Source organism: Candidatus Eremiobacteraceae bacterium, from assembly GCA_035314825.1.
Lineage (GTDB): Bacteria > Vulcanimicrobiota > Vulcanimicrobiia > Eremiobacterales > Eremiobacteraceae > JAFAHD01.
Genome location: DATFYX010000010.1, coordinates 1 through 10945 on the forward strand (window position 1 = coordinate 1; position 10945 = coordinate 10945).

Genomic DNA, 10945 nt, shown 5'->3' on the forward strand with positions numbered 1-10945 from the left:
CGTCAGCGCAGATGGCCGGCGCATCACCTATCGCCTGCGCCACGACGTGCGCTGGCAGGACGGCGCGCCGTTCACCTCGCGCGACGTGCGCTTCACGTGGCGCGCGATCGTGGACCCGCGCAACGCCGTGACGAGCACGCGCGGCTACGATCTCATCGAGTCGATCGAGACGCCGGATCCGTACACCGCGATCGTGCATCTCAAGCACGCGTGGGCGCCGGCCGTGCTGACGCTGTTCACCTACGGCGCGAATCCGATGCCGATCGTGCCTGCCCATCTGCTCGACGTGCCCTCGCGGACGCCCTGGGAGGCGTTCGATCTTCATCCGATGGGCACGGGCCCGTTCGAGCCGGTCACCTGGGAGCGCTCCACGCGCATCGTGTACCGGGCAAATCCGCGCTACTATCGCGGCATGCCGTCGCTGCAGACCGTGACGGCCATGGTCGTGCCTGATTTCAATACGGATCTGACGCTGCTGCGTGCGGGCGACCTCGATTGGTCATTGCTCTCGCCGGCGCAGCGTCTTGCGCTCGGCTCGCCGGGCGATCTGCGCATGGTGTACGCGCCGTTCGCGGGCTACGGCGCGCTTGCGTTCGATCTGCGCCACGCGCCATTCGACGATGAGCGTCTGCGCGTCGCCGTCGCACAGAGCATCGATCGGCATCGGTTGAGCCGGTCGATCACAGCCGGGCAGTACCCCGTGACGGATAGCGATCAGCCTCCGTTCTCGTGGGCCTACGATCCGGGCGCGCGCCTGCCCTCGTACGACCCGCACACCGCCGACCGCGCACTCGATGCGTTAGGGTGGCGCCGCGGATCGGACGGAGTGCGCCGCAGGGATGGACATACGCTTGCGATCGTCTTCGCCGTGTTCCCCGAGGGCGACACTGCGGTGCGAACGGCGGAATACGTGCAGCAGATGCTCGCCGCGCGCGGCATGGAGGTCACCATCAAACGGGTGACGCTCGCGCACTTCTACTTGCCTGCCAGCGCGGGCGGGTTGCTCATGAGCGGCAAGTACGATCTCGCGTACTTCGCCTGGCGTTCAGGCGAAGACCCGGATGACTCGGATGTGGTCACGTGCGCGGGCGCGTCGAATTATGCGGGCTATTGCAGCGCCGAAGTGGATGCGCTCGAACGAGCGGCGCTTGGAACGCCGGATCAAGCGCAGCGGCGCGTGCGGTACTCGAAGATCCAGCGTGCGCTTGCGCGCGACATCCCCTATTTGTATCTCTACGCGCCGACGTACGGGTATGCGGTGAACCTTGCGGTGAGCGGCTTTGTGCCCACGCCGTTTTCGCCGACCTCGAACGCGTGGCAGTGGCGCAGATAGTTGAAGCCAAGTCCGTAAACGGGTATGATGACAGGGGCTTTCTTACGGGCTTCTTGAGGAGATTCTCAATGCGCATTGCGGGCATCAGAACGGTTTTATGGTGCGTGGCCTTGGGCTTTCTGGCCGGCGGTTGCTCGAGCAGCAGCTCGACGCCGGCGCCGCCGGCCGCGCCGCCTCATCTGTATGTGACCGACTCGACCGGTACGCTTTACGCCTACACGCTGCCGCTCACGGCGACGAGCACGCCCGCCGTGACGGTCGCAGCGAAGACCTGCGTGTGCCAGAACGCAGTGTTCGGAGGCGAGCTCGTCAGCGGGCTATACGTGCTAACGCTCCCGCTTACCACCACCAGCACCCCGGCCAAGACGCTCACGGTCACATCTTCGCCCATTGGCGCCGCGATCGATTCGACCGGCACGATCTACTTGTCGGAGAATATGAGCGCCACGTGCTGCGCGGACGTCTATCAAGGCGGCGTCACGAGCCCTAGTTTCACGCTGAGCGGCGCCTCGGTGAACGACCCGTACGGCGCGGCCGTGGACACCGGCAATAATCTCTTCCTTGCGAATGTCGGCACGATCGGATACTTCGCAAGTCCCGTCCATTCAGGACAAGCCGGGATCGCGTTCGGGCGGGATAGTTTCAACGAGGGTCTGGTGACCGACTCGAGCGACAACTTGTACGTCGCCGACGGAAACGGCAAGGGCACGATGGACGTCTACCACCCGCCCTATACTGCCGCAAGCATGCCGGCGTCGACGGTGTCGATCCCGGGCACGCTGGAGCAGATGGCGATCGGGTCGGACGGCACGATGTACATCACCGTAGAGACGCCGAATCAGATCGACGTGCTAACCCCGCCGTACACGACTGTGTCCCTCGTCGTACCAACGACGTTCTTGCCGTACGGTGTCGCGAGCGGACAATAGAGAGTAGCGCGTTCACGAGAACGAGCTACTACATTTTGAGGGACCAGGTTTCGGTGGACTGATCGAATGCGAGCAGGCCGGCTTCGGTCAGTGCGTCGAGCAGCGCTTGCGTGCGTTTCCGGTCGTGCTTGTTCGGCATGCCTTGCCATAGCATGGCGATGTGCGCCACGCTGACGCTGCCGGAATCGACCAGCACGTTGGTGAGGACGAAGTCGCGCCTGAAGCCGAGCTTGTCGATGAGCGCGAGCGTCTCGTCGGCTTTGCCGGCGCGCTGCAAACGCTGGATGAACTCGTTTTCTGTCATGTGTTACGACGACAAAGCGGAGCGCGCGGGTAGTCCCGCATCGCTCCGCCCTGCGCGGTTGTCGTGTACGTGGAGCCTACATGCTCGGCGGATTGCCGAGGTCGGCACAGGCCATGTAGACGTTGAGCTGCGCGGCGGACTTGTGGACGTTGACCGAGTCGCCCGCGATCGCGAGCTTGCTGATCGGGGCGTTGACGACCGTCACCGAACTGCCCGCGACCACGTCGGTCAGCGGATAGGTGACGGCGCCGGGATGCGCGCAGTTGCCTTTGTGGAAGTGCGACGGCTCGATCGCGCCTTCCGGTTCGCCCGTGAGGCTGATGGTGACCTTGGTCTTTTCACCCATCGGCACCAACGTCACGGTGCCCTTTTGGGTCCCGCCGCCGATCGGGTTGAATTTGAACACGAGCTGACCCTTGGCGGGCGCCATCATATTGCCGCCCTCGACCGGCGGTGGGTTGGCGGCCAGCGCGACGCAGGCCGTGCCCGCGACCATCGCGATGGCTGCGAGACCGAAAGAAAACTTACGCATAGAATCTCCTCTTCAATCGAAGAATGCCGCCGCGCTGGTAGGCGACGCGCGACGCTTAGATGCCCGCCGTAGGTTCGCGCCCGTCACCCACGCGGCCCTTGTGGCAGTGTCCCAGACAGGACGCTGAAACTTTTCGACGCTTGCCCGGTACCCATATCCGTGAACGTACTTGGACGGCCGGAAAGTTCCGGCGAAGGAGCAGACCATGACAATCCGGCAAGGCATCGGACTTGAATACCCCACGATTCTGACCCCGGCGAACGAGCTGGGCGGCTTCGAGGGTTGGGGCGTACGCATCGGCTAAACGCCCTTTTTCTTTGCCCGCGCTCAAGAGCGCGGGACTACACTTATCTGCTAAACAGCATTGAAATTCTTGAGATCAAAAGCTTCCACATGAATCCGGCGGGGTACATCGTTGAACTTGGAATATCCGTCGGGACCCCGGCATTCTCGGGCTTGAATTTCGTACAAATACGCCATTGCAAGGGAGGCATGTCGCCCTGAAATCGCGCTCGATACACGGGTACCCAGTGCTTCGCATCATCAAATCGCATTACCATGGCCGAACTGCAGCAGGTAGCAACAACTCGGCTCGTGGTCGATTTCTCCTCGATCTTATAACCTTTTAGAAGCTCGGCACCCTTTGAGTATTTTATGCGGTCTTTACGATAAAGAACGTAGGCGGTTCCACCATCTGGACCTAGAATCGGAATAGCGTTAGTCAATGCCTCAATCTGCCGGGAGCCTTCTTGGCAAGAGTCGCAATAGCAGACGACACTCGCGATGGGTGTACCAAACGCTTCGATTTCTACGTTTCCGCATGAGCAACGAGCGGTTCCCATACCACCACCTTTAAAGCAAGCGGGCAATCGCTTCCCGTCGGAACTCGAAGATCTTATCCACATCTTTGCGCACGAGCGGCAACGCGATGTCGCCGAGCGGCGCGAACGGCAACGAATAGGCGACGCGATCGCGCACCAGCGTGCCGCCGGAATCCTCCGCAAACTCATGCTCGTGGCGCCACAGCGCATACGGGCCGCGCAGTTGGTAATCGGTGAAGCGAGCGCCAGGCTGCCAGTCGCTGATCAACGATTTCCAACGCATCGGCACACCTCTCACTTTGAGCGAGTATTCGATCAGGGCGCCGCGCCGCATGGCGACCGGCGACGCCGTGCGCATGCGGAAATCCAGCGCGGGCGGCGTCAGGCGCGCCAGGTTCGACGCGTCGGCGAAAAACGCGAAGGCTTTGTCGAGCGGCGCCTTGACGACGACCGAATCTTCGAAGTGATGTAACGCGGGCCTGCGACCCGAACCGGGCGCGATGATGTCGAGCAGCGCTTGCTCGAGCAGCTCATGTTTAAAGGTGAAGCCTGCGCATAGCGCCGCGTCGGGCAGCACGAGCTGGCTGGCGAGCAGCGTCGACGCGAATCTGCCGAGCACAGCGTAGAGCGCGATGCCGGGCGCATACGCCAGCGCCGGGCGGCGCAGGGCGTGGCCGAGCGCGCTTGCCAGGCGCGCGCTCGTCGCGTAGTCGGGGGCGACGGCGTTGAACGGGCCACTGACATCGCGGTCCAGCGCGAACACGAACATAGCGACGTCATCGTCGAGACGGATCCACGGCATCCACTGCGAGCCGTTGCCGTATGGACCGCCGGCTAAGAACTGAAATGGGGGCAGCATCTCGGCGAGCACGCCGCCGCCCGAACCGAGCACGAGGCCTTGGCGCAGCCACGCCGTGCGCAGACCCAACGTCTGCGCGCGCTGCGTTTCGCGTTCCCATTCCACGCATGTGTCGGCGAGGAAGCCCGAGCCGGGCGCGCTCGTTTCGAGCAGCGGTTCATCCTTGCGATCGCCGTAGTAGCCGACCGCGGACGCCGAGACCAGCACGCGCGGTTTGCGCGCGCACGCCGCGATCGAGTCTACCAGTGTGCGCGTGCCGACGACGCGCGAATCATAGATGGCGCGCTTCTTCTCTTGCGTCCAGCGCCCGGCTACGGTCTCACCCGCGAGATGGACGACGGCGTCGGCTGCTTCGAAAGGTGCGGCGTTGACCGTGCCGTTCGGGTCAAAGCGTGCGACCTCGATACCCGACGGGAAACGGGCCCGCTCGGGCGAGCGGCTGAGCGCGACGACGCGGTCGCCGCGCGCGAGCAGCGCCCGCACGATCGCGCTTCCTATAAATCCGGTGGCTCCGCTGACGACGATCTTCATCTGTGTGACCGGCACGTTCGCCGTCGCGGCGAAGCGCTGCTGCCGCGGCCCGATGGGAAGTCCGGCGCGCTAAGACGAAGGCGGCAACGGGTTTGCACCACGAGGCATGTCGCGTGGGAGGTCAGCGCTTCTATGGTTGGACAAGTCTTAGCCGTTGTGATGTTCACGGTTACCAGCTCTACCTTTGTCGACGGCGGCAGACTGCCGACCTCGGCGGCGTACAATCTCATGGGGTGTGGCGGCAGCAATGAGGCGCCCGCGCTGAACTGGGCGGGAGCGCCGCAAGGCACCAAGAGCTTTGCCATCACCATGCACGATCCGGACGCGAAAGCGCCCGGCGGCTGGTGGCATTGGGTCGTGTTCAACATCCCGGCGTCGCGCACGGGCTTGGACACCAGCGCGCAAAGCGTCATCGTCACCTGGGTCTACGGCACGACGAGTTTCAAGACGCGGGGCTATGGCGGCCCCTGTCCGCCGCCTGGAGCGCCGCATCATTACGACTTCGTCATCTACGCGCTTGACGTGCCCGCGGTGCCGGGTGTTTCGGGCGACACGACCGGTCCCGACCTGCTCCAAGCCATCCAGGGCCACGTGTTGGGCAAGACCCAGCTGACCGGCCTGTACTCACGTTGACGTTCGCTCGGTGAGCAAACGCACGCGCATCTACACCCGCGGCGGCGACACTGGCGACACCGGATTGGTGGGCGGCCAGCGCGTGGCGAAGCATTCCGCGCGCATCCGCTCGTTCGGCGACGTCGACGAGTGCTCCAGCGTGATCGGCCTGGCGCGACGCAGCCTGCAGGAGAGGATCGCGACGCATCCGCGCGTCGCGTCGTTGGATGCGTGGCTCGCGTGGACGCAAGACGCGCTCTTCAATCTGGGCAGCGATCTGGCCACCATGCCCGTGATCCAGCGCGAATCCATTCCGCGCATCACGCAGCGCGATGTCGATGCGCTTGAAAAAGCGATCGATGCGGCGCAGGATCAGCTGCCGCCACTCGACGCCTTCATCCATCCCGGCGGCACGCAGGCGGGCGGGCTGCTGCATCTCGCGCGCGCAGTGTGCCGGCGCGCCGAGCGCAGCATCGTGGAGCTGGCGAAAAGCGAACCGGTCGAGCCGCTGGTGCTCGTCTACATCAATCGTCTGTCGGACGCGCTGTTCGCCTGGGCGCGCTGGGTCAATGGTGAACTAGGTTCGAGTGAGCACCGCTGGAACCCGAAGGCGAACCCACCCGACGCGTTCTGACTTTGAGCACGCGCTCGAAGATCGCGACCGTCTGGGAGGCGGTCATGTCCCAGGTCATCTGCGCGGCGCGCCGGCGGCCAAGCTCGCGCAGGTTGTCGGCAAGTTCGTCCTCTGTCAACACGAGCGAGATCGCATTGGCCAGCGCCTCGACATCGCCGCTTGGAAAGTAGAGCGCTGCATCGCCGCCCGCTTCTGGGATGCCGGCGGCGTCTGACGCGATGACGGGCGCACCGTAGGCCATCGCCTCGAGCACCGGCAGGCCGAAGCCCTCGTAGCGCGACGGGTAGATGACCGCTTTGGCATGCGCGTATAAGGATGCGAGCACGCTATCCGATACGTGGCCAAGATATTTCACCGGCGCGGCCGGATCGAACGCCACGCGATCCTCTTTGTTGACGCTGTCGGCGTCCGAACGCTTGCCGGCGATGACCAGCATTGGCGCATCATTCACTTTGGCAAGCGCGGCTTCGAGCACGTCGATGCCTTTGCGCGTTTCCGTCTCGCCCACGAACAGCAGGTACGGTTGCGGGATCGGCGGCGGGCCCGGCGCCACGCGCACCGGATCGACTCCGAGATGGACCACGTCGATGCGGTCGGGTTCGATGTTGAGATGTCGAGCCAATTCGCCCTTGGAGAAATGCGAGTCGGTGATGATGCGGGTCGCAGTGGCGGCTGCGACGCGGAATGGACGCTGCTCTTTTTCGCGCACGTCGGCGTTTTCGGGCGGCAACGCGAACAGCGAAGCGTCGTGCAAGGTCACGATGCCGATGCCCGGCGGGATCCAGCTCATGCCGTTCCATGGGAACCACACCAGATCGAACGATTTGGGCGTGACCGAGCCGCGATGGATGGCTGGCAGTGCGAGGCCGCCCAGTTCTTGTCGGTAGCGCGGGGCGTGCAGCAGGGGCGGCCATTCGGGGATGATGAGCGTCGGCGCGACGTGATCGCGGCTATAGCTGGACCAGCAGCGCAGCAGCGCTCGCGTGTAGCGGCCGATGCCGCGGTGGTCGCCAGGCAGGTTCCATGCGTCGACGCCGATGCGAAGGGCCACTGGAGTCACCTCGTGCGGAGGGTGGCAAGCCTTGGGGCGGGCAATTCGGACGCCATGATCAGCGCTCCCGGTGTCGTCGCTCACATGATCGTTGGGCGACGGACCGAGCCTTACCTCGCCGATGCGCTCTCGTCGATCGCCGATGTCTGCGCGCACGCGGTGATCAACGATAATTCCGGCGACGCCGGCGGCCCCAATGATAGTACTATCGGCGCTTGCGCGTTCGCGCGCAGCGGACGCCTGACACACTTGCGGACCGTCTTCATCGATTTTTCCGCCGCACGAAACGCGTGCATCGAGGCTACCCCGGAGGCATTTCGTGGCGGCTGGGCGCTGTTCGCCGACGCCGACGAGGTGCATGGCGAGGAGCTGCGTGCAATGGTCCGCGTGCTGCCGCGGCTGCCATCCGACGTCGACGCGCTCGACGGCTATTCGCGCAACTTCATCGGCTCATTCGACTACTGGAATACGATGCACCGGCGGCTGCGCTTCTTCCGGCTGGCGCCCGGCCGGCGTTGGGAGGGCGGCGTGCACGAGCGGCTCGTCCCATTGGGGCGGCGCGAGGCGTTGCCCGCGGTCGGCGCGCACTACGGCCACGTGTGCACGCCCGAGATGGAAGTCGAGCGCGAACGGTTGTACAAGTCGTTGGGTCAGCCGGTGACGCTGTTGGACAAGGCCGCCTCGTTGGAAACACTCACGCCGGCACTGGTGTGGGGCGAGCAACTGCGGGATGCGCTTGCGTTTCACGGACAACACCCGGCGGCCGCAGTTGCGACGATCGCACGGTTGCGAGTTGAGTGGGCCGACACGTTCGCGGCCGTGGACCAGATAGTCGCGGCTCAATCTGTCTTCGATCGTGCCCGCAATGCGATTCGTGCGGCCAACTACGGCCAGGTATTGGTGTTCCGCGTCGCCGAGGCGCGCCTGCGCTGGGGCTTTAGAGAGTAGCGGGCTCAAAGAGCCCGCTACTACATGTCCCCGGATTGGGACTAGTGGCCGCGGTCCGCGCGCAGCGCCTCGTCGAGCTGCTGACGGCCCTGCTGCATGAATCCGATCGCGTCGACGCGGTGGCCGCCGTAGTCCGTGTTGTCGCGCTGGAGGACGTCGATGACCTGCTCGACGTCGTGGCGCACGTAGATCAGATTCGCATCGCTGCGATTTCCGGGATACGCCTCGACGTCCGGCGCCACGGCCACGGCCGTCGGGTAGTAGTCATGTCGACGGTCGTAGCTCAGCGCCGCTGCCAACTGGTTGCGGCCGTCTTGGATGTCTTCGACGGCTTGCGCGCGGTGTCCATCGTAATCGCGGTTGTCGCGCTGCAGCATGTCGATGTCACGCTCGAGGCGGGAACTCGCCCAGCGCAGGTTGGCGTCGCTTTGCGGGCCTGAGGCCGCAAGCGATAGCGAGGGGATCAGCGCGCTGAGGATCAGCGCGAAAAGCAGTGAGATCGTGAGCGGACGTTTCATCGGATCGACTCCTTGTGTCATTGGTTGATGGTTCGGGCGTCCCCAACCCGCATGTCGATGAAACGCTGCGGCCACGCCGCCCGTCGTCGTGCGCGGTGAGGAGTCGATGAGCACCGGATGAAGCGCGGCTTAGAGTGCGCTTACAAGAACCACGACGCCGTGTACGGCGACGTCTTGAAGAAATTGAGAAGCTGATCGCCGACCTTGGCCGTGCCCACGGGATTGAGCGGGTGGGTGCCGTCGGACTGATAGTCCTGTTCGCCGTTGCATGGCGGGCCGGCTTGGCCGTTGCACCAGATCAGTCCGTCAGAGCGGGCTGTCGTGCCATTGGCCCACAGGTACGCAGCCCAACCCAGCCATGGGGCGGTGCCGTTGTTGTAGTTCAGATCGCCGGCGATCGGATCGACGGTGCCGTTCTGCATCTGGTTGATCTGCGCTTGGATGAGCCACTTCACGGCGAATGCAGATTCGTACGCGTAGGGTTCGGGGTTCAGGCTTGTCGTCGCGTAGCCGCCATAGGTGCGGCTCGACAAGAAGATCATCCGCAGATCCGGATAGCGCTGCTTGGCGGCGCGCACGATGTGCCCGAGATTGGCTTCCAGCGTGTAGGCATCGGCCGATGACGATGGAAGCGAGATCGTCGGATTCTCGTCGGCCTCTTTGAGCCAGATGACTTGGACTTGTTTCTCGGTCACCCCGAGCGGCGGCAAGACGACGTTGGCGACGCGATCGTAGTTGGTGCAATATCCGTCGACCTGCGGTGAGAGGCACGGCGCAGGCGGTGAAAACGGATTGAGCCATGACGGCGCGGCTTGGCCGCCGAGCGCGCCGTCCGCGATGACCAGCGCTTTGTTGAGTCCGCCCGACTGTGCCAGCGCCGTGAACGTGGAAGCGACGCACGGCGCCGCGTCGCCGCCGCCGCACCACTCGTCGGTCGTGTTCGACATGCCGATCGAGAGCAAGACGATCTTGCCGCTTGCACTCGGGTTGCCGCTTGCGTCCAACGGTCTGACCGCAGCTGCGTGCGACATGCCCGCCGTATCCTGCGCCGGGGGCGGATTGTTGGCGCCGTTGGGATAGAGGCCGCCCTCAAAGCCGAGGTACGTGCCCGCGCCGAGGTCGTTGAGCGCGACCTTGCCGGTGGGCACGGGGGTGGGTGTGGAGCCTCCGCTGTTGATCGGCGGCAGCCCCGAAACGCCCCCGCTTCCGGCGCAGCCGACGGCGAACGCGATGGCCGCGGCAACTGCGATACCGGCGATTTTGGGGGTCATCTTACCTATCTATATCGGCTTTTCGGCCGCGGCGTGACAGGGAAGCGCGGCGGGTCGCGCGCATGTCCGCTTCATGGAACCATTAGATCTGACCAAACACCCGCCGCGCTCGCCGCGGGAGCGGCTGGACGGCGTCGTGCTGGTGCCGCGCACGATCGACAAGCTGCGGGCAAGTCTGCCTGGCGGCAACCTCGGCCCCTATAAGATCCCTGGGTTCAGCACGCGCATGCTCGAGATGATCGGCGTGAGGGAAGCGGATCTGCTGGAGGCGGTACGGCGCGCCAATTCCGACGAGGACGTCGCGAAGTGGCTGCGCGAGCACGCCGACACCGGCAAGTACAAGCAGGTCAACGAGCATTTCGAGAACCTGACCACCGCCGGCGTCAAGGATCCGGATGATTTTCACCGGCGTTACCCTGTGGCCAAAAAGCGCGAGCTGACGAATCTGTTCGACGTGCTCGAGGCCGACGACAAGGCGATGTGGGAGTCCGAGTTCCTCTAGCGCAAACGGTTGAGTTTGTCGTCGAGCTCGGCGCGCGACATACCGCTGATCGCGAAGAGCTTGTCTTTGGATCGCGCGCCGTGCATGAGCGTGACGCGCG

Annotated in this window: 12 protein-coding genes; 6 read left to right on the forward strand and 6 right to left on the reverse strand. The window is 64.5% G+C overall.

What is annotated here, in order from left to right:
• A partial coding sequence (locus tag VKF82_02420) for a peptide ABC transporter substrate-binding protein (protein ID HME80909.1) occupies positions 1–1333 on the forward strand: 1333 nt, incomplete at its 5' end.
• A gap of 104 nt (positions 1334–1437) precedes the next feature.
• Positions 1438–2262: a hypothetical protein gene (locus VKF82_02425; GenBank protein ID HME80910.1), complete on the forward strand. Its 825-nt coding sequence runs from the start codon at positions 1438–1440 to the stop codon at positions 2260–2262.
• A gap of 28 nt (positions 2263–2290) precedes the next feature.
• Here the strand turns inward: VKF82_02425 and VKF82_02430 are convergent, their stop codons facing one another.
• From VKF82_02430 to VKF82_02440, 3 genes are all read right to left on the reverse strand, one after another.
• A complete protein-coding gene (locus VKF82_02430; protein ID HME80911.1) occupies positions 2291–2566 on the reverse strand; it encodes a hypothetical protein in 276 nt (91 codons plus the stop codon).
• Positions 2567–2642: 76 nt separating this feature from the next.
• Complete coding sequence (locus VKF82_02435) at positions 2643–3098, reverse strand: hypothetical protein (GenBank protein HME80912.1); 456 nt, start codon at positions 3096–3098, stop codon at positions 2643–2645.
• A gap of 852 nt (positions 3099–3950) precedes the next feature.
• Complete coding sequence (locus VKF82_02440) at positions 3951–5324, reverse strand: TIGR01777 family oxidoreductase (GenBank protein ID HME80913.1); 1374 nt, start codon at positions 5322–5324, stop codon at positions 3951–3953.
• 144 nt (positions 5325–5468) lie between these two features.
• On the opposite strand from VKF82_02440, the gene VKF82_02445 reads away from it, so the two are divergent.
• The gene (locus VKF82_02445) at positions 5469–5942 is read left to right on the forward strand and encodes a YbhB/YbcL family Raf kinase inhibitor-like protein (protein ID HME80914.1); all 474 of its coding nucleotides are present in this window, start codon (positions 5469–5471) and stop codon (positions 5940–5942) included.
• A gap of 10 nt (positions 5943–5952) precedes the next feature.
• Positions 5953–6555, forward strand: coding sequence for a cob(I)yrinic acid a,c-diamide adenosyltransferase (locus tag VKF82_02450; GenBank protein HME80915.1), 603 nt, complete (start codon positions 5953–5955; stop codon positions 6553–6555).
• On the opposite strand, the gene VKF82_02455 is transcribed toward VKF82_02450, so the two are convergent.
• Positions 6488–7606, reverse strand: a complete 1119-nt coding sequence (locus tag VKF82_02455; GenBank protein HME80916.1) for a glycosyltransferase family 1 protein — start codon at positions 7604–7606, stop codon at positions 6488–6490. The two genes, VKF82_02450 and VKF82_02455, sit on opposite strands and share 68 nt — an antisense overlap.
• A gap of 54 nt (positions 7607–7660) precedes the next feature.
• Between VKF82_02455 and VKF82_02460 the strand changes: the two genes are divergently transcribed.
• On the forward strand, positions 7661–8554 hold the full coding sequence (locus tag VKF82_02460) for a hypothetical protein (GenBank protein ID HME80917.1): 894 nt from the start codon (positions 7661–7663) through the stop codon (positions 8552–8554).
• Between the two features lie 41 nt (positions 8555–8595).
• Here the strand turns inward: VKF82_02460 and VKF82_02465 are convergent, their stop codons facing one another.
• Together VKF82_02465 and VKF82_02470 are read right to left on the reverse strand one after the other, a co-directional pair.
• The gene (locus VKF82_02465) at positions 8596–9093 is read right to left on the reverse strand and encodes a hypothetical protein (GenBank protein HME80918.1); all 498 of its coding nucleotides are present in this window, start codon (positions 9091–9093) and stop codon (positions 8596–8598) included.
• 119 nt (positions 9094–9212) lie between these two features.
• A complete protein-coding gene (locus VKF82_02470) occupies positions 9213–10343 on the reverse strand; it encodes a hypothetical protein (GenBank protein HME80919.1) in 1131 nt (376 codons plus the stop codon).
• A gap of 73 nt (positions 10344–10416) precedes the next feature.
• On the opposite strand from VKF82_02470, the gene VKF82_02475 reads away from it, so the two are divergent.
• Positions 10417–10845: a DUF5069 domain-containing protein gene (locus VKF82_02475; protein HME80920.1), complete on the forward strand. Its 429-nt coding sequence runs from the start codon at positions 10417–10419 to the stop codon at positions 10843–10845.
• Positions 10846–10945: the final 100 nt, after the last annotated feature.

What these genes read in the sequence shown, in the direction of transcription:
- VKF82_02465 (HME80918.1), bottom strand. Translation starts at nt 9,093, where the DNA reads ATGACACAAGGAGTCGATCCGATGAAACGTCCGCTCACGATCTCACTG.
- VKF82_02475 (HME80920.1), top strand. Translation starts at nt 10,417, where the DNA reads ATGGAACCATTAGATCTGACCAAACACCCGCCGCGCTCGCCGCGGGAG.
- VKF82_02445 (HME80914.1), top strand. Translation starts at nt 5,469, where the DNA reads ATGTTCACGGTTACCAGCTCTACCTTTGTCGACGGCGGCAGACTGCCG.
- VKF82_02430 (HME80911.1), bottom strand. Translation starts at nt 2,566, where the DNA reads ATGACAGAAAACGAGTTCATCCAGCGTTTGCAGCGCGCCGGCAAAGCC.
- VKF82_02435 (HME80912.1), bottom strand. Translation starts at nt 3,098, where the DNA reads ATGCGTAAGTTTTCTTTCGGTCTCGCAGCCATCGCGATGGTCGCGGGC.
- VKF82_02470 (HME80919.1), bottom strand. Translation starts at nt 10,343, where the DNA reads ATGACCCCCAAAATCGCCGGTATCGCAGTTGCCGCGGCCATCGCGTTC.
- VKF82_02460 (HME80917.1), top strand. Translation starts at nt 7,661, where the DNA reads ATGATCAGCGCTCCCGGTGTCGTCGCTCACATGATCGTTGGGCGACGG.